Source organism: Streptomyces sp. NPDC049627 (genome assembly GCF_044465645.1).
In the GTDB taxonomy this organism is placed as follows: domain Bacteria; phylum Actinomycetota; class Actinomycetes; order Streptomycetales; family Streptomycetaceae; genus Streptomyces.
This window is the reverse complement of the sequence record NZ_JBITLW010000004.1, coordinates 397,088-415,497: the sequence shown is the minus strand read 5'-3', so window position 1 is coordinate 415,497 and position 18,410 is coordinate 397,088. Positions and strand designations below refer to the sequence as shown.

The window sequence follows — 18,410 nt, the reverse complement described above, 5'->3', positions numbered from 1 at the left end:
CGACTGCACGGCACCGGACCGTAATCAGGCCTGGTGAGCGGGGTGCGGAGGGAGGTGAAGAGTCCGGTGTGAGGCAGGTGAGAAGAACGCCGCGATCCCCGGGACGGGTCAGTAGACGTCCCGGACGTAACGCTTCGCCGCCGCCAGCTGCTTCACATACGCCGAGGCCTCGGCCTCGTCCAGCCCGCCGTGCGTGACCGCGATGTCCCTCAGGGCCTGGTCCACGTCCTTGGCCATCCGCGAGGCGTCGCCGCAGACGTAGAAGTGGGCGCCGTCCTGCAGCCAGCGCCACAGCTCCGGGCCGTGCTCGCGCATCCGGTCCTGCACGTACACCTTCTTGCGCTGGTCGCGGGAGAAGGCGGTGTCCAGCCGGGCGAGGGTGCCCTCGTCGAGCAGCGCGGTCAGCTCCTCCTCGTAGTAGAAGTCACTCGCCCGGTGCTGCTCGCCGAAGAACAGCCAGTTGGGCCCCCTGTGCCCGAGGGCGCGCCGCTCCTGGAGGAAGCCGACGAAGGGCGCGACGCCCGTGCCGGGGCCGACCATCACCATCGGCGTCGAGGCGTCCGCGGGCGGCCGGAAGTGCGGGGAGCGCTGCACGAAGACCGGCACCTCGGTGTCCGGCCCGGCGTCGGCGAGGAACGGCGAGCAGACCCCGCCGCGTGGACGGCCGTGCAGGTTCTCGTACCGCACGACGGAGACCGTCAGCGAGACGCTGTGCGGGTCGACGAGCGGGCTGGACGATATGGAGTACAGCCGCGGCTGGAGCTTCTTCAGCACCCCGGCCCACTCCTCGGCGCCCGCCCGCACGGGGTGCTCGGCGATGACGTCCACGGCCTGCCGCCCCCAACTCCACTGCGCCAGCCCGTCCTTGTTGTCGGGCCGCAGCAGCCGGCGCAACTCCCGGTCGTCACGGACGTGTTCGGCGACGAAGCGCAGCAGGTCCGGGGTGATCCTCGTGATGTCGAGATGCCGGTGCAGGGCCTCCGCGAAGGGCACCGCGCCCACACCGTCCACCTCCACGGCGGCCGCCCCGTCGACACCGGTCACCGCGAGCCATTCCTCCACCAGCGCGGGCGAGTTGACCGGCCGTACACCGAGCGCGTCGCCCGCCTCGTACGTCAGCGGGGTCCCGCTCGTGTCGAAGGTGAAGCGCCGCACCTCCTTGCCCGCGCCGGGCCGGCTGAGCAGCCGGTTGCCGACGAGGCGGGCGGTGCTGGCGGCGGGCTTGGACCTGGCCTTCGGCTTCTCGGCGGCGGGGGCGCCGGTGCCGCCCAGCGCCGTGAGGACCTGGTCGAGCCACGCCACTGCGGACGGCTCGTAGTCCGGTTCGCAGTCCGTGCGGGGAGCCAGGCGCACCGCGCCCAGTTCGTCAAGCCGTGCGTCGAGGCGGCGTCCGTGCCCGCAGAAGTCGTCGTACGACGAGTCGCCGAAGGCGAGCACGGCGTACCGCACCCCGTCCAGCCGCGGGGCCTGCTCGTCGGACAGGGTGTCCCAGAAGCCGGAGCCGTTGTCGGGCGCGTCGCCGTCGCCGAACGTGCTGGTGATGAAGAGCAGGTCGGAGGTGCGGGCGAGGGCGGCGACGTCGGCCTCGTCCATGCCGACCAGCGTGGTCCGGTGCCCGGCCGCGCCCAGCCGCTCGACGGTGCTGCCGGCGAACTCCTCCGCGTTGCCGGTCTGCGAGGCCCACAGCACGACCACCTCGCGGCCCGGCCGGTGCGGCACGGCAGGCTCGCTCGCCGATCGCGAGTACATGCCGGCGAGCACGCCGTTGACCCACATCGCGTGCTCGGGGCTGAAGGGCGCGTCCGGCGGCAGGACAGGGACGCCGGGCGCGCCGGTCCGGATACCGGCGAGGAAGCCGGTCAGATAGAGGCGTTCCTGCGCGGTCAGGACCGGCGGCGCGGTGGTGTCGAGCCCGAAGGGGTTGGCGCCCGGCGTGACGGCGGCCGGCACGATCACCCCGGCGGGCTCCAGGGGGGCCGCAGCAGGAGCCGCCGCGGGTTCGCTGACCTTCGCCAGCGACACGGCGCACACCTTGAACTCGGGCTGGAAGGAGATCGGATCCACCGCGTCGCTCGTCACCGCGTTGACGCTCAGATACTCCCCGAACAGGTCGTTCCAGTGGAACGGCGCGAAACAGCCCCCCGGCCGCACCCGGTCGGTCACCACCGCCGGCAGCACGGCCCGCCCCCGCCGCGAGGCGACCTCCACCCGGTCCCCGTCGGCGATCCCCAGGGCATGCGCGTCCTGCGGGTGCACCTCAACGAACGGCCCCGGGTTCAGCTTGTTGAGCTTGGCGACCTTCCCGGTCTTGGTCAGCGTGTGCCACTGGTGCTGCACCCGCCCCGTGTTCAGCACGAAGGGATAGTCGTCGTCCGGCATCTCGGCGGGCGGCAGGTGCGGCCGCGCGTGGAAGACGCCCCGCCCGCTCGCCGTGGGGAACCGCAGACCGCCGTCGGCGTCGACGTACCGGATCGGATTGCGCTCGGGCCCGTCCACCTCGGCGGCGGGCCACTGCACGGGCGTTTCCCGCAGCCGCTCGTACGTCACCCCGCGCAGATCCCAGCCGGTCACCGGGTTCCAGGCCCGCCGTATCTCCTCGAAGACGTCCTCGGCGCTGTCGTACGAGAACCCCTTCTCGTACCCCATCGCACACGCGACGGCCGCGATGATCCGCCAGTCCGCCATCGCCTCGCCCGGCGGGTCGGCCACCGGCCGGGTCAGTGTGAGATTGCGCTCGCTGTTGACGAAGACACCCTCGCCCTCGGTCCACAGCGCGCCGGGCAGCACCACATCCGCGTACGCGTTGGTCTCGGTCTCGCCGAACACGTCCTGCGCGACGACGAACTCGGCGGCCTCCAGCCCCTCGATGACCGTACGGCGATTGGCGACCGAGGCGACCGGATTGGTGCAGATGATCCAGCAGGCCCTGATCTCCCCGTCGGCCATCTTCCGGAACATCTCGACGGTGCCCTTGCCGACCCCGTCGGCGCGCAGGGTGCCCGGCGGCAGCTCCCACAGGTCCTCGACGAAGGCCCGCTCGGCGTCCACGGCGACGGACCGCTGCCCCGGCAGCCCCGGCCCCATGTACCCCATCTCACGCCCGCCCATCGCGTTGGGCTGCCCGGTGAGCGAGAACGGGCCGGAGCCCGGGCGGCAGATGGCGCCGGTGGCCAGATGCAGGTTGACCAGGGCGTTCGTGTTCCAGGTGCCGTGCGTGGACTGGTTGAGCCCCATGGTCCAGCAGCTCATCCACTCGCCCGCCTCGCCGATCAGCCGGGCGGCCGTGCGGATGTCGTCCTCGGCGAGACCGGTGATCTCCGCGACGGCGGCCGGCGCGTAGTCGGCGAGGAACTCCGGCATCGCCTCCCAGCCCTCGGTGTGGGCGGCGACGAAGCCGGGGTCGGTGTGGCCGTTCTCGACGAGAAGATGCAGCAGCCCGTTGAGGAGGGCGAGGTCGGTACCCGGCTTGACCTGCAGAAACAGATCGGCTTTGGCGGCGGTGGCGGTGCGTCGCGGGTCGACCACGATGAGTTTGGCACCCGCCTTGACCCGCTCCATCATGCGGAGGAAGAGGATGGGGTGGCAGTCGGCCATGTTCGAGCCGATGACGAGGAAGACGTCCGCCTTGTCGAAGTCCTCGTACGACCCCGGCGGCCCGTCCGCACCGAGGGACAGCTTGTAGCCCATGCCCGCGCTGGCCATGCACAGCCGCGAGTTCGACTCGATCTGGTTGGTGCGGACGAACCCCTTGGCCAGCTTGTTCGCCAGGTACTGGGCCTCCAGGCTCATCTGCCCCGAGACGTAGAAGGCGACCGCGTCCGGCCCGTGCTCGTCGATGATCGCGCGCAGCCGCCGGGCCGTCTCGGCGATGGCGTCCGCCAGGGGAGAGGGCACCGGCTCCTCGCCCCGGTCGTCCCTGACCAGCGCGGTGGTCAGCCGCCCGGGCGCGGACAGCATCTCGGCGGTCGTCGCGCCCTTGGTGCACAGGCGGCCCGCGTTCGCGGGATGCGCCTTGTCGCCGGAGGCCTTCAGCACCGTACGCCGTCCGTCGGGCCCCATTCCGACGTCCAGCAGGATTCCGCAGCCGACCCCGCAGTACGTGCAGACCGTCCGGACCTGAGTCGTGGAGGTGGTCGAGGTCACGCGCTGCCCTTCTCCTGCGGCCTGGGGGGAACTGAAGCTGTCTGGAGCGTACGAATTGCCCGTTACGTCGATGTCACATCCCTTGATCATGAGGAGTTACGTCGGCCACACAGCGACCGGAGGCCCGATGTGAGGGGGTGACGATCGCGGGCCGTGGCGCGATGTGAGGGGTGTGGGACGGTCCGGTGCGGTCGCGGTCCGTGTCGCTGTTGGGCCGAACGGGTGACTTGGCGTAAGAATTGGCTGGTGCAGGCATTGAAGGCGAGTCAAGGCGGGGGGAGCCGGTGAACAGCCACGACGTCACCGATGAACAGTGGGAGGGGCTCGCCCAGGTCGTGCCGTTGCGCGGCCGTGACGCCTGGCCGTCCGCGGTGGACCACCGAGTGCCCCCGGAGGCGGTGACGGAGCCGCGTCGCCGGTTCGTCGTCCTGCGGGTCAACGTGTTCGCGGACGCCCGCGACGTCGCCGAGACGCTGATGGCGGGGATTCCGGTGCTGCTGGATCTGACCGGGGCGGAGACCGAGGTCGCCAAGCGCGTCCTCGACTTCAGCACGGGTGTCGTCTTCGGGCTGGCGAGCGGGATGCACCGGGTGGACCGGAACGTGTTTCTGCTGACGCCGCCGGGGACCGAGGTGAGCGGATTGATGGAGGGGGCCGGGGTTCCGGGCGCGTGAGGCGGCGGCCGGTTTCCGGGGCGGTCGCTCGATCGTAGGAAGGCCTCGGGGTGGAACGGTTCGCCTGACGGCCGGGGTCCTACGGTCCGGGCATGGGTGCGTCGTCTGTGTCATCAGCCTCCTCTGCGTCGGAGGTTTCTGGGACCTCTGGGACCTCTGGGATCTCTGGGGCGCCCGAGCTGTCTGCGGCGCGCCCCGCAGATGAGGCGACCCACCCCGACCGGCCCCGCCTCACCGAACTGCGGCTGTCCGCGTTCGCGGGGCATCGGCGGGCCGTGTTTCCGCTCGGGGCGTTCACGCTCCTCGCCGGGCCGAGCGGGTCCGGGAAGTCGAGTGCGTTACGGGCGTACGAGGCGCTGGCGCGGCTCGGTGGTGGCGCCGGTGTCGCTGAGGTGTTCCCCGACCCGGTGGCCTGTGTGCCGGAGCGCGCCCGGCCCGATGCGCAGCGGCGGCGCGGCTTCCGTATCGGCTGCACGGCCGACGGTCCCGAGGGGCCGGTGCGGCTCGATGTCGCCGTACAGGCCGAGCCCGATCTGCGCATCGTCGGGGAGCGGTTGAGTGCGGGCGGGGTGGTTCTGCTGGAGACGGCCCTGCGGGATCCGAGCCGGCCCTGGGTGCAGGCCGCCTGGCACACGGCCGGTCAGTCGCCGGTGACGCGGGCGCCGTTGCCCGACGACCGGCTGGGTACCGCGCTGCTGCCGCTGCGTGTGGCGGGCAGGACGGAAGGGCAGCGGCGGGTGCTCGCCGCCGCGGAGCAGATGGTGGTGGCCCTGCGGTCGGTCTTCGCCTGCGATCCCCGGCCCGAACGGATGCGCAGGCCTGTGCCGGTCGGGTCCGGGCGGCTGCTCGCCGGCTGCGACAACCTCGCCGATGTGCTGTGGCGGACCCGGGTCGAGTGCGGGCGGCGGCATGCACGGCTCGTGGGTGCCGTGCGGGCGGGGTGTGCCGGGGTGGTGGCGGATGTCGTCGCGGAGGTACTCGGGGACGGGACGGTGCGGGCGGTGCTCGACCGGGGGGACGGGATTCGGACGGAGCTCGGCCGGCTGGGCGACGGCGAGCTGCGGTATCTCGCGCTGGCGCTGGTGCTGCTGACCGGGCCCGGGGTGCTGGAGGTCGATCCGGTCGGTGAGGTACCCGAGGCCATGCAGACGCTGACCGTGCTGGCGGACGGGCTCGACCGGGGGCTGGATCCGGTGCAGCGGCGCGAGTTGGCGGGGTTGGCGGCGCGGATGTGTGAGCGGGGGCATATCAGGGTGGTCGGGGCGGTGAGTGACGTGGCGGGGCTGTCGGGGGCCGGTGGGACGACGGTGGTACACCTTGAGCCGTGACCGAACCTCTTGATGTCGCCGGGCTGCAGCGCAGGCTGGCCGAGTTCGCCGCCGCGCGCAACTGGCAGCCGTATCACACGCCGAAGAACCTCGTCGCGGCGCTGAGCGTGGAGGCGTCCGAACTGGTCGAGATCTTCCAGTGGCTGACTCCCGAGGAGTCGGCGCGGGTCATGGACGACGCGGAGACCGCGGAGCGCGTGACGGACGAGGTCGCGGATGTGCTGGCCTATCTGTTGCAGCTGTGCGAGGTGCTCGGGATCGATCCGCTGGCGGCGCTGGACGCGAAGATCGACCGGAACGAGCGGAGGTTTCCGGCGCCGTGAGGAGGAGTGGAGTCCGCTTTCACTCTCCGTATTCGTTTCCTGGTGCGTAACTGAAAAGTTGTCCACAGATTTCCGTCTTCCTCTGGCTTTTCGTCTCAGGGGCCTTCACTCTGGGTAGTGGACAAGGGAGTTCGGGAGTTCGGTGGACGCGTGGGCAGCGCGTCGGGACGGACGGGGACAGCGGATGGACGCGGTGCGGCTCATCGTGACGAGCAGGCGTGCGTTGGCCGGTAGTCGGGCCGCGCCGGAGATCATGACCGAGGTGTGGCAGGCGCAGGCCCTGGCCCAGGCGATAGGGAGTCGGCTGGCGGTCTTCGGTCCACCCGAACTGCGGGGCGAGGCACTGGGATTGACGGAGCTGGCCGGGCGCGGCTGCGGGGTCCTGGACACGCCGGATCTGACGGAGGGCGACTTACGCGCCGCACAGCTCACTGAGCTGGGGGATGCCCGTCTGGCGCTGATGCATTTGGGGAGCCTGCTGGGGGAGGTGGGGATCGCCCTGGTCGGGGTGGCCAGCGGCGCGGACGACGAGGCGACGTACTGGCAGTGCATGGAGGCGATCGACGCCGCCGACGAGTCGCGGGACCGGGTGCGGGAGATGCTGCGCAGACTGGCGGATCGGGATCAGGTGCTGGCGGAGAGGGAGGCGGGGTAGCCTCCGGCGGTCGGGCGGGGCTGGGCAGACGGTGAGCCCTGCAAGGGGCGGCCACCTTTCGGCGCCGGCCCGCGTCATCCAGCCCGTCCGGCGTTTGAGGACGAGGCCCTTTCAGGGCCGAAGCGGGGGTCTGGGGGCGGCAGCCCCCAGGGACCGGGGTCGAAGGGGCAGAGCCCCTGGGGGATGGGACGGGTAGGGGCGGCGGGGGCGAGCACAAGGAGGGCGTGGCCGGCCCAGGTCACCCAGACCGGCCCCACGGCCGTCCGGCCCCGGCGACCGGAACCTCAGCAGACCTCCCCGTCCTGCTGCGTCCCACGCCCAGGCCCCCCGGCCGACTGCAGATCCGCATCCAGCGCCGACAGGTCCGCGTTCAGCGCTGCCATCAGCTCCTCCATCTGCTGCAGCAGCCCCTTCGGCTGACCGGCGCCCCCGGCCTGCTGCGGTGTGGATTCCTCGGACATGACGGCCTCCTCGGCCTCCGGCCCCCGACCGAAAGGGGGCCGACACGGTGACGCTCCGGCGGTCACCGGCCGGCGCGGGCGCCGGGCGGTCCGGCTCCGACCGAGCCAACGATCACCGTCGGGGCCGGTCACTGGCCCGGCCCGGCGGCCGGGAAGGGCGTTGACGGAATTCACCCGACCGGGGAGGCGAGGGCCCGGGGGACCGGTGAGGCCGACCGGTGCCGCGGCGTGCAGGATGGGAGGTATGGATCTTCGCATCTTCACCGAGCCCCAGCAGGGGGCCACCTACGACACCCTCCTCACCGTGGCGAAGGCCACCGAAGACCTTGGCTTCGACGCGTTCTTCCGGTCGGACCACTATCTGAAGATGGGCTCCGGGGATGGGCTTCCCGGACCCACCGACGCCTGGATCACCCTCGCCGGCCTCGCGCGGGAGACCAAGCGGATCCGCCTCGGCACCTTGATGACCGCCGGTACGTTCCGGCTGCCCGGCGTCCTCGCCATTCAGGTCGCGCAGGTCGACCAGATGTCCGGCGGCCGTGTCGAACTCGGCCTGGGTGCGGGATGGTTCGAGGAGGAGCACAAGGCGTACGGCATCCCGTTCCCGAAGGAGAAGTTCGGGCGGCTGGAGGAGCAGCTCGCCATCGTCACGGGACTGTGGGCGACCAAGCCCGGTGAGACCTTCGACTTCCACGGCACCTATTACGACCTCACCGGGTCGCCCGCCCTGCCCAAGCCGGCCCAGGACAGGATCCCCGTGCTGATCGGCGGTCACGGCGCCACCCGTACTCCGCGGCTGGCCGGAAAGTACGCCGACGAGTTCAACATGCCGTTCGCCTCGATCGAGGACAGTGAGCGGCAGTTCGGGCGGGTGCGGGCCGCCGCCGAGGAGGCCGGTCGCAAGGGGGACGACCTCGTCTACTCCAACGCCCTGGTCGTGTGCGTCGGCAAGGACGATCAGGAGGTCGCCCGGCGCGCTGCCGCGATCGGGCGCCAGGTCGACGAGCTGAAGCTGAACGGGCTCGCCGGTTCCCCGGACGAGGTCGTCGAGAAGATCGGCCGGTATCAGGAGATCGGCTCGCGTCGGATCTACCTCCAGCTCCTCGACCTCGATGATCTGGACCACTTGGAGCTCATCTCCTCGCAGGTGCAGTCGCAGCTGTCGTAGCGCGTCGGGTGCCGGGACTCTCCTGGCGGACTCTTCTGTTCGCGGCCCTCGGGACCCCGTGACCGAGGGCCGCGGTGCGTCGCCACCCGGCCGGCTCGTGGCCGGTGACCCGTGACCCGTGGCCTGGGGGCGGTTGCCCGTGGCCCGGTCGCTACGGCGCGGTCACCGAGGTCAGCGCACGGCACAGCCGGTCCAGCCACTCCTCGGCGGTACCTCGCACCGCTGGGTGCCCGGCGCGAAAGGACTCCCAGTCCACGGACCAGGACCGCACCACGGCCCCGGTGGGCGCGGCCACCCCCGGCGGGAACACCGTGCGCAGCAGCCGCGGGGACAGCCGTATGCCCCGCGTCTCGGCGAGCAGGACGGCGTCGTACAGGTCCTTGCCCTGTGCGCCTGCCTCGGTCGAGGCGTCCGTGTGCAGCCACAGCAGCTTCCAGGCCAGGGACAGTTCCCGGCTCGCGGTCCGCACCACCGCGGGCGGGCCGCCGTCGCCGCGGGGCACCGCCGTGCACACGGGCGCCTGCGGAAGCCGTTCGTCGCGGGCGAAGTCCATGCGGGCTTCGCCGGGCGGCAGGCCCTCGGCACGCCAGGGAACCGTCACGCGGACACCCGGGGTGTCGTACGCGGAGTAGGTCCAGGTGCCGTCGTCGCGGGCCGCGTCCGGGTCGAGGACGACGCCCGGCGCGGCGACCGGCCGTTGCCGTACCAGGTCCAGCAACTCCCTGTGGGGCGGGGCGGTTTCGGGTTCCGGCTCGGGACCGGTGATCCAGCGCAGGCCCTCCGGGGGCCGCACGGCGCGCACTCCCCGGGTGTCGTACTCCTCCTGCTTCCACATCTCGTAGGCGCCGGCGCCGGCGCCGTCCGCCGTCTCCGGCCACTGCTGCACCACCGCCACGTCGTCCACGTAGGGATACGGGTCCAAGGGGTCGATCGGCACGATCAGCGGCCGCGGGACGATCCAGTCGAGGTCACCCGGCTCCCGGGCCCCGGCCCCGACCCAGGCCGGCATCACCATGCTGCCCCGCAGCACCAACTGGCCGGCCAGCGACGACTCGGCGACGAGTCGGAGCAGGTGGTCGAGTGCCGCGCGGTGTGCCCTGCGCCACCGCAGGCGGGCGGAGGTGCCGGCGGGCATGTCGGCGGGCGTGTCGGCGGTCATGCCGGTCGGCCGGTCCGTCACGGGTGAGCTCAGCCCCCGTCCGTGCTCTCGTCGACCCGGCCACGGTCCAGGTCCGGGCCGTGGCCGTGGACGACGAACCCGACGGCGCCCAACCGCTCGGTCCGGCACAGGAGTCGACCCTCCGCATCGCACGCGGCATCCGTCACCGGGGTGAGAGGGATCTCGGACCTCCCCGCGCATTCCATCACTGCGCCGCCGCCTGCCCGTCCAGTGCCGACAGCGTCGCCCGGGCCCGGGCGCGCAAGCGTTCGTCGGCGCGGATGATCTGGTCCTCCAGTCCCGAGTCGACCACCCGGCGATCACCGTCGGCCAGGGCGACCAGCCGGTTCAGCCGGCCGTCCGTGAGGTGGCGCCTGCCCAGCGACAGCAGCGCCTCGAATGCCGTGTCCGGGTCGGCGTTGTGCTCCGCCGCGACCAGCACCGGATCGGCCGGTGTCGGGCGCAGCTCCTCCTCGACGCCGGTCGCCAGCAGGGCCAGCGTGCAGGCCGGTGCGTGCAGCGGCGTGGCGAGCATGCGCTCCAGCGCCGGGCGCAGGGGGCGCGCGGCGGGCCCGAGCCGTGCCGCCAGCCGTGCGGCCCGGACTCCCGTCCAGGTGAACCACGGCCCGTCGGACTCCGCGAGCACCGTGTCGAGGATCCCTACGGCCTCAGTGGCGTCGCCGGTGATCCGCCACAGCGCCTCGGCCAGTTGCACGTCGGCGTCCAGCTGCGGGACGACCCGCTGCTGCCCGGGGTCACTGAGCGCGGCGCGCAGGTCGGTCACCAACTCCGCACCGGCCGCGCCCAGTTCCGCCGCGTGCCCGGCGGCGTCGCGGACGTCGTAGGAGCGGCCGCCGAGCCGGGAGCGTACGGCCGTGAGGAGCGGGGCCGCGTCTCCGGTCAGTTCGTACAGGGCGTGCGCCGCCGCGAGGTGACCCTCCTTGGGCCCCTGGTCCGCAGCCTCGCGCAGCCGGTCCTCGATGCGCCCCCGCACCGGGCCCTCGGTGGGGCACAGAGCCACCAGAGCCTTCGGCCCGACGAGTGGAATGCGGGGCAGCGCGTCCAGCACTTCGGGTACGGCGGCGGACGCCTGTGTGCCCCAGGAGGTGAGCAAAAGGGTGAGGTGGATCGGCTCGTTGCCGCGCACCTCCGGGTCGGCGAGGCGCCGTCGGACCGCGTCGAGGAGCAGGGGCTCGAAGGGCGGCGTCGCCTCCCGCGCCGTACCGGTGTCCCGCGCCCCGGACGCGACGGCGAGCGCCCGGGGGCGCCGGGGCAGGTCGCCGGCGAGCAGGCGCGCGGCACGTGCGGGGTCGACGGTCACGAGGGCCGCCAGTGCGCTGTCCGCCATGTCGCCGGCGTCGGCACCGGCGGCGATGCGGGTCAGCGCCTCTGCGAGCGTATCCGCCACCGGACCCGTCGCCAGGTCCGCGACCTTGTACAGCAGCCTCAGGACGGCCGGCGCGGACGACGGGTCGTCAAGAAGGGGCACCAGGCGGGGGAGCAGCCGTGCCGGGGCGGCCCGCGAGATCATGCAGGCCCCGTCGGCGGCCCACACCGCCTCCGCGCGCACCTCGGGCGCCGGAATCGCCAAAGCGGCCTCCAGCAGCACGAACGCGCCCTCGCGGTCCTCGTCCGTGTCCCGGCGCAGGAGGACGTCGACCACGGCCCGCAACGGCTCCCGCCGCCCCTCGTCCAACCGCTCCGAGACCAAGTCGTGCGCCGGGAGCACCGAAAGGGCCGCGTCGAGGAGGGCCGCGTCCCAGGGCAGACCCGCATCCAGACAGGCCAGCACGCCGGCCATACGCACCTCCGCCGGAGCCGAAGCATCCAGCGCCGCCACGGCCGTATCCGCACTCGCCGCCGGGTCGAGCCGGGCCATGGCGGTGAGCAGCTCCGCCCGGACGACCGGGTCCCGCTCCACGGCCCACCGCCGCTCCAGCGCCGGCCACGCCCGGTCCCGGGCGGCGGTGTGCCCGGACACCCACGCCGCCGCCTGCCGCACCTTCGGGTCCTCGCTGTCCAACAGCGGGAGCACCAGGGGCAGCCCGTCGGCGACGGCGCCGCGGCACGCACCGCGGGCCACCTCGTGCTCGTCGTCGCTCTCGGCCATGCAGCCGAGCAGGACCAGCAGCTCGGCGCTCCGGCACCCGGCCGCCGCCAGCCGTGCCAGGAACGGCACCGCCTCCACTGTGGCCGCATACACCGTGCCCTGGTGCCAGATGGTGCCGTAGAGCTCATGCAGAGCCTCCCCGGCCGCCTCCGCGTCGTCGTCGGTCAGCGCACGCAGCAAGGCAGGCACGTCCTCAGCGCTGCCGTACGCGTGCTGCAGGGCGGCCCAGGGCCGGTCGTCGAGCCCGGTGAGGGCATCCGCGAGATCCATGGCCGGATCTTGACAGAGAGCACTGACAACGAGGGCCGCGGGGCGAAAAACTCCGGGTGGTTCCCCCGCACGCTCTGTACGTTGTACAGGCGGCGCACATGCGCAGCTCAGACCCTATCCAAAGGCCAGCCCACCGTGTTCCTGACGATCACTACCACCGGCACCCCGGACCGCCCCGCCACCGATCTCGGCTTCCTGCTGCACAAGCACCCCGAGAAGGCGCAGGCGTTCTCCACCTCCTACGGCACCGCGCACGTCCTCTACCCCGAGGCGGATGCCGAGCGCTGCACGGCGGCGCTGTTGCTGGAGGTCGACGCGGTGGCGCTGGTCCGGCGCGGCAAGGGCAAGGGCCGGGGCGGCGCACCCGACGCGGCACTCGCGCAGTACGTCAACGACCGGCCGTACGCGGCCTCCTCGCTGCTCGCGGTCGCCCTCAGCGGCGTCTTCTCCAGCGCGATGCGGGGTGTGTGCAACGCCCGCCCCGAGCGCGCCGCCCAGCCGCTGCCGCTGCGCATCGAGGTGCCGGCGCTGCCCGCCCGGGGCGGCCCGGAGCTGGTCCGGCGGCTGTTCGAGCCGCTCGGCTGGGCGGTGACCGCCGAGCCCGTGCCGCTGGACGTGCAGTTCCCCGAGTGGGGCGACTCGCGGTACGTCCGTCTCGTCCTGGAGTCGGAGGCGCTGACCCTCGCCGAGGCCCTGCGTCACCTCTACGTCCTGCTCCCCGTGCTCGACGACGCCAAGCACTACTGGGTCGCCCCCGACGAGGTCGACAAGCTGCTGCGGGCCGGCGAGGGCTGGCTGCCGGACCACCCGGAGCAGAAGCTGATCACCAGCCGGTACCTGTCGCGGCGCTGGTCGCTGACCCGTGAGGCGATGGAGCGGCTGGAGCTGGTGCGGCTCGCGGAGGCCGACGACAGCGAGGTCGAGGACATCGACAACGCCGTCGAGGACGAGAGCGAGGCCGACGAGAAGCCGACCCCGCTCGCCGTGCAGCGCCGGGACGCGATCGTCGCCGCGCTCAAGACGTCCGGTGCCGCCCGCGTGCTCGACCTCGGGTGCGGGCAGGGCCAGTTGGTGCAGGCCCTCCTCAAGGACCCGGTGTTCACCGAGATCGTCGGCGTGGACGTGTCGATGCGGGCGCTCACCATCGCAGGACGGCGGCTGAAGCTGGACCGGATGGGGGAGCGGCAGGCCTCGCGCGTGAAGCTCTTCCAGGGCTCACTCGCCTACACCGACAGCCGGCTCAAGGGCTACGACGCCGCCGTGCTCAGCGAGGTCGTCGAACACCTCGACCTGCCCCGGCTGCCCGCCCTGGAGTACGCGGTGTTCGGCTCCGCCCGCCCGAGGACCGTCCTCGTGACGACCCCGAACGTGGAGTACAACGTCCGCTGGGAGTCCCTCCCGGCCGGCCACGTCCGGCACGGCGACCACCGGTTCGAGTGGACGCGCGAGGAGTTCCGCGCGTGGGCGGCGGCGGTCGCCGAACGGCACGGGTACGGCGTGGAGTTCGTACCGGTGGGACCGGACGACCCCGAGGTGGGGCCACCCACGCAGATGGCCGTGCTCGAGATGAACACAGCCGCGATCACCGTCAACGACGAGAAGAAGGAGGCGAAGGCCGCATGAGCGAGATCACCCAGGCACCGAACGGGCGTGTCCTGCCCGTCACCGACCTCTCCCTCGTCGTGCTCGTCGGCGCCTCCGGCTCCGGCAAGTCCACCTTCGCCCGCCGGCACTTCAAACCCACCGAGGTCATCTCCTCCGACTTCTGCCGCGGCCTGGTCTCCGACGACGAGAACGACCAGAGCGCGACGAAGGACGCCTTCGACGTCCTGCACTACATCGCGGGCAAGCGCCTGGCCGCCGGCCGCCGTACGGTCGTCGACGCCACCAGCGTGCAGCAGGACTCCCGCCGCCAGCTGATCGACCTCGCGAAGAAGTACGACGTGCTGCCGATAGCCATCGTGCTCGACGTGCCGGAGGACGTGTGCGCCGAGCGCAACGCGGCCCGCACCGACCGGGCCGACATGCCGCGCCGCGTCATCCAGCGGCACACCCGTGAACTGCGCCGTTCCCTGCGGCACCTGGAGCGCGAGGGCTTCCGCAAGGTGCACGTCCTGCGGGGCGTGGAGGACATCGAGAACGCCACCGTCGTCACCGAGAAGCGGTTCAACGACCTGACCCACCTCACCGGGCCCTTCGACATCGTCGGCGACATCCACGGCTGCGCGTCCGAACTGGAGGCGCTGCTCGGCAAGCTGGGCTATGTCGACGGTGTGCACCCGGACGGCCGTACCGCCGTCTTCGTCGGCGACCTCGTCGACCGCGGCCCGGACAGCCCGGGCGTGCTGCGCCGCGTGATGGCGATGGTCAAGTCGGGCAACGCGCTGTGCGTGCCGGGCAACCACGAGAACAAGTACGGCCGCTATCTCAAGGGCCGCAAGGTCCAGCACACGCACGGACTCGCCGAGACCGTCGAGCAGATGGAGGGCGAGAGCGAGGAGTTCAAGCAGGAGGTACGGGAGTTCATCGACGGGCTCGTCAGCCACTACGTCCTGGACGGCGGCCGGCTGGTCGTCTGCCACGCCGGTCTGCCGGAGAAGTACCACGGCCGTACGTCGGGGCGGGTGCGCTCGCACGCGCTGTACGGCGACACCACCGGGGAGACCGACGAGTTCGGGCTGCCGGTGCGCTACCCGTGGGCCGAGGACTACCGGGGCCGGGCGGCCGTGGTGTACGGCCACACTCCGGTTCCCGAGGCCACGTGGCTGAACAACACGATCTGCCTGGACACCGGCGCCGTCTTCGGCGGCAAGCTGACCGCGCTGCGCTGGCCGGAGCGGGAGCTGGTCGACGTACCGGCCGAGCAGGTCTGGTACGAGCCGACGAAGCCGCTGCGGACGGAGGCGCCCGGCGGGCACGACGGGCGGCCGCTCGACCTGGCGGACGTGCACGGGCGCAGGGTCGTGGAGACCCGGCACGCCGGCCGGGTGTCCGTCCGTGAGGAGAACGCGGCGGCGGCACTTGAGGTCATGAGCCGCTTCGCGGTCGACCCGCGGCTGCTGCCGTACCTCCCGCCGACCATGGCGCCGACGGCCACCAGTCACATCGACGGCTATCTGGAGCACCCGGCGGAGGCCTTCGCGCAGTACAAGGAGGACGGGGTCGCGCGGGTCGTGTGCGAGGAGAAGCACATGGGGTCGCGGGCCGTGGCGCTGGTGTGCCGGGACGCCGAGGCCGCGAGGAAGCGGTTCGGCGTGGACGGGCCCACCGGGTCGCTCTACACCCGCACCGGCCGCCCGTTCTTCGACGACGAGTCGGTGACCGAGGCGATCCTCGACCGCCTGCGGACCTCGATCGGCGAGGCCGGCCTCTGGGACGAGCTCGAGACGGACTGGCTGCTGCTCGACGCCGAGCTGATGCCGTGGTCGCTGAAGGCGTCCGGGCTGCTGCGCAGCCAGTACGCGGCGGTCGGCGCCGCCTCCGGGGCGGCGTTCCCGGGTGCGCTGGCCGCGCTGGAGGGCGCGGCGGCGCGCGGCGTCGACGTGACGGACCTGCTGGCACGCCAGCGGGACCGGGCGTCCGACGCGGCCGCGTTCACGGAGGCGTACCGCCGCTACTGCTGGACCACGGACGGGCTGGACGGCGTACGCCTGGCCCCGTTCCAGGTCCTGGCGGTCCAGGGACGCAGCCTCGCCGCGCTGCCGCACGACGAGCAGCTCGCGCTCCTCGACCGGCTGGTCGAGCACGACAGCACCGGCCTGCTGCAGACCACGCGGCGCCTGTACGTCGACACCGGCGACCCGGAGTCGGTCCGGGCCGGCATCGACTGGTGGCTGGAGATGACCGGCCGCGGCGGCGAGGGCATGGTCGTCAAGCCGCTCGGTGCGGTCGTACGCAGTGAAGCGGGGCGCCTCGTGCAGCCCGGTATCAAGTGCCGGGGTCGCGAGTACCTGCGGATCGTCTACGGTCCGGAGTACACGCGGCCTGACAACCTCGCTCGGCTGCGGCAGCGGTTCCTCAACCACAAGCGCTCCCTCGCCGTCCGCGAGTACGCGCTGGGGCTGGAGGCCCTGGACCGGCTGGCGGAGGGCGAGCCGCTGTGGCGGGTGCACGAGGCGGTGTTCGGGGTGCTGGCGCTGGAGTCGGAGCCGGTGGACCCGCGGCTGTGATCCGGGACCTCGGGCTCAGCCGACCAGGCGGAGCCGCTCCCGGCACACGCCCACCCGGACCGTCTGGCCCCAGGTCAGTTCCACCGCGTCCGTCTCCATCCCGTCCCCGAAGGCGACGAGCCGCTCGGACTCGACGGTGAGGTGGAGACGGCTCGCGGCGGCGAGTTCCCCGGCCACCAGTGACGTACCGGTGGCCGGGGACGGCCAGGCCTCGCGGACGTACCACAGCAGGCGGTCCTCCGTCGGGGCGGGCAACCGCAGGTGCGTGCCCCGTTCCTGCCACACCGACCGGATCCATCCGGTCGCCCCCGTCCCGGTGCCGACCAGCACCCCGGACGAGGCCTGGGCCTCGACGACACCCCCGTCGTCCTCGAGGCCCAGGCGATAACGGGCCGTCTGGTGTCCGACGGCGCCCAGATAGATCTCGTTCAGTGCGACGAGCCGCTGGGTGTCGTCGGCGACGGCCTCGACCATGGTGAGTTCGTCGACGTCGCCCTTTCCGGATTGCGTGGACACGAACAACTTTCCGGCGTCTTCGGGGCGGTGGCGCACCAGGACGCCCGGGTTGCGGCCGGGGTCGGTGTCGATGCCCAGCACCGGCTGGCCGGTGAGGTACTTGGCCACGTTCGCGACCAGTCCGTCCTGGCCGACGACGACCACGAGGTCCTCCGGCGCGAACAGGAAGCGGTCCAGGTCGGCTCGCTCGACCTGCGCCTGACGCCATGTCATCGGCACGGCCGAGGCGACTTCCGCGAGCGCCCGGCGGGCACGACGGTGGCGTTCGGCGACCTCCTCGATGTCCCTGCCGCGGGAGGAGAGGAAGAAGGCGGCCTGGCCGTGCGTGCCGTGCCGGGCCACCAGCTCCTCGTACTCCGTGGTGCGATGGACGAGGACGACCCGGGGAGCGAGGCTCACGCCTGCTCCTGGGTGCCGAGCCTGGCGAGCAACCCCGTCAGCACGTCCGGCGACACCGTCACGCTGTCGATCCTCGGCAGGTTCTCCGCCAGCCGTGTCCCGGTGAGGGCGTGCAGGGTGGCCACGTCCACCTCCGCGTGCACCCGCAGCCAGGCCGCCTGCGCCTGCGCCCGCGCTTCACCGACCTCACGGGCCCCCTCGGCCTCCGCCCGGGCCAGCCGTACGGAACGGGTGGCCTCGGCCTCGGCGAGCCGTACGGTCCGTGCCGCCTCCGCCTCGGCCCTGACCGCGTCGGCCGCCGCGTGCTCCTCCGCCTCCCGCCGCGCGTTCGTCCCCCGCTGGTCCACCAACTGCTCCTCGCGGCGGGCGAGTTCGATCTGACTGGCGAGTTCGTTCTCGGCGATGGTCCGCTCCCGCTCGACGGCCACCGCACGCCGCTCGTACGTCGCCCGGTCCGCCTCCTGCTGGATCTGCTCGCGCGCCGGGGTGCGCAGCGCCCGCTCCACCTCCGGTTCCGGGCGCAGCGCCACGACGCGTACGGCCACGACCTCGATGCCGGTCGCCGGGAGGCGGGGCTCGGCGGCCAGGCCCGCCGCGACCCGCTCGCGCACCGCCGCGACTCCGTCGACCAGGGCCGCGGACAGCGGCGTACGGGCCAGGACGTCCAGGGCGTGCTGCTGGGCCGTTTCCGTCAGGAGCGTCCCCAGCTGCTCCAGCGGGGTGCCCCGCCACGCGCCCGTGTCCGGGTCGATGGAGAAGTCCAGGCGGGTCGCGGCGACCGCCGGGTCGCTGATCCGGTAGGTGACCGTCGCCTGGACGGCCACGTCCTGGAAGTCGGACGTACGGGCATGGAAGGTCATCGCCAACTCCCGGTCGTCGACCGGGACTTCGGAGAGCGCGGCGGTCAGCGCCCGGAACCAGAAGCTGAGCCCGGGGCCGTCGTGCAGCAGCTTTCCGCCGCGGTGGTGGCGGATGTGGGCCGTGGGCGCGCCGCGCAGATGGCGCCAGCCGAGGCGCCGGGTGATGTCGGCCATG

Annotated in this window: 13 protein-coding genes; 7 read left to right on the top strand and 6 right to left on the bottom strand. The window is 72.7% G+C overall.

Annotated elements, in window-relative coordinates; all coding sequences use genetic code 11:
* Positions 1–108: 108 nt before the first annotated feature.
* A complete protein-coding gene (locus ACIBU0_RS13640; RefSeq protein ID WP_398816441.1) occupies positions 109–4,143 on the bottom strand; it encodes a molybdopterin-dependent oxidoreductase in 4,035 nt (1,344 codons plus the stop codon).
* Between the two features lie 284 nt (positions 4,144–4,427).
* Between ACIBU0_RS13640 and ACIBU0_RS13635 the strand changes: the two genes are divergently transcribed.
* The 4 genes from ACIBU0_RS13635 to ACIBU0_RS13620 all read left to right on the top strand — a co-directional run bounded on the left by ACIBU0_RS13635 (position 4,428) and on the right by ACIBU0_RS13620 (position 7,123).
* Positions 4,428–4,817 (top strand): cell division protein SepF, encoded by a 390-nt coding sequence (locus ACIBU0_RS13635; RefSeq protein WP_274244558.1) that lies wholly within the window; start codon positions 4,428–4,430, stop codon positions 4,815–4,817.
* 92 nt (positions 4,818–4,909) lie between these two features.
* Positions 4,910–6,145, top strand: a complete 1,236-nt coding sequence (locus ACIBU0_RS13630) for an AAA family ATPase (protein WP_398816437.1) — start codon at positions 4,910–4,912, stop codon at positions 6,143–6,145.
* Positions 6,142–6,468 carry a nucleotide pyrophosphohydrolase gene (locus ACIBU0_RS13625; RefSeq protein WP_398816434.1) on the top strand — a complete coding sequence of 109 codons (327 nt, stop codon included), beginning with the start codon at positions 6,142–6,144 and terminating at the stop codon, positions 6,466–6,468. The genes ACIBU0_RS13630 and ACIBU0_RS13625 overlap by 4 nt, the downstream gene beginning before the upstream one ends.
* Positions 6,469–6,652: 184 nt before the next feature.
* Positions 6,653–7,123 (top strand): DUF6099 family protein, encoded by a 471-nt coding sequence (locus tag ACIBU0_RS13620; RefSeq protein WP_398816431.1) that lies wholly within the window; start codon positions 6,653–6,655, stop codon positions 7,121–7,123.
* A 284-nt stretch (positions 7,124–7,407) separates the two neighbouring features.
* Here the strand turns inward: ACIBU0_RS13620 and ACIBU0_RS13615 are convergent, their stop codons facing one another.
* Positions 7,408–7,584: a hypothetical protein gene (locus ACIBU0_RS13615; protein ID WP_398816428.1), complete on the bottom strand. Its 177-nt coding sequence runs from the start codon at positions 7,582–7,584 to the stop codon at positions 7,408–7,410.
* A gap of 244 nt (positions 7,585–7,828) precedes the next feature.
* Between ACIBU0_RS13615 and ACIBU0_RS13610 the strand changes: the two genes are divergently transcribed.
* On the top strand, positions 7,829–8,752 hold the full coding sequence (locus ACIBU0_RS13610; RefSeq protein WP_398816425.1) for an LLM class F420-dependent oxidoreductase: 924 nt from the start codon (positions 7,829–7,831) through the stop codon (positions 8,750–8,752).
* A gap of 151 nt (positions 8,753–8,903) precedes the next feature.
* On the opposite strand, the gene ACIBU0_RS13605 is transcribed toward ACIBU0_RS13610, so the two are convergent.
* Positions 8,904–9,911: a nucleotidyl transferase AbiEii/AbiGii toxin family protein gene (locus tag ACIBU0_RS13605; RefSeq protein WP_398816422.1), complete on the bottom strand. Its 1,008-nt coding sequence runs from the start codon at positions 9,909–9,911 to the stop codon at positions 8,904–8,906.
* A 205-nt stretch (positions 9,912–10,116) separates the two neighbouring features.
* Complete coding sequence (locus ACIBU0_RS13600) at positions 10,117–12,291, bottom strand: HEAT repeat domain-containing protein (RefSeq protein WP_398816419.1); 2,175 nt, start codon at positions 12,289–12,291, stop codon at positions 10,117–10,119.
* 135 nt (positions 12,292–12,426) lie between these two features.
* Here ACIBU0_RS13600 and ACIBU0_RS13595 point away from each other — a divergent pair, with 135 nt between their 5' ends.
* Positions 12,427–13,914: a 3' terminal RNA ribose 2'-O-methyltransferase Hen1 gene (locus ACIBU0_RS13595; protein WP_398816416.1), complete on the top strand. Its 1,488-nt coding sequence runs from the start codon at positions 12,427–12,429 to the stop codon at positions 13,912–13,914.
* Entirely contained in the window at positions 13,911–16,460 is a 2,550-nt protein-coding gene (locus ACIBU0_RS13590) for a polynucleotide kinase-phosphatase (protein WP_398816412.1), read from the top strand. Before ACIBU0_RS13595 ends, ACIBU0_RS13590 begins: the two co-directional genes overlap by 4 nt.
* Before the next feature lie 15 nt (positions 16,461–16,475).
* Here the strand turns inward: ACIBU0_RS13590 and ACIBU0_RS13585 are convergent, their stop codons facing one another.
* Both ACIBU0_RS13585 and ACIBU0_RS13580 read right to left on the bottom strand, forming a co-directional pair.
* On the bottom strand, positions 16,476–17,375 hold the full coding sequence (locus ACIBU0_RS13585; RefSeq protein WP_398816409.1) for a hypothetical protein: 900 nt from the start codon (positions 17,373–17,375) through the stop codon (positions 16,476–16,478).
* A complete protein-coding gene (locus ACIBU0_RS13580; RefSeq protein ID WP_398816406.1) occupies positions 17,372–18,409 on the bottom strand; it encodes an SPFH domain-containing protein in 1,038 nt (345 codons plus the stop codon). The genes ACIBU0_RS13585 and ACIBU0_RS13580 overlap by 4 nt, the downstream gene beginning before the upstream one ends.
* Position 18,410: the final 1 nt, after the last annotated feature.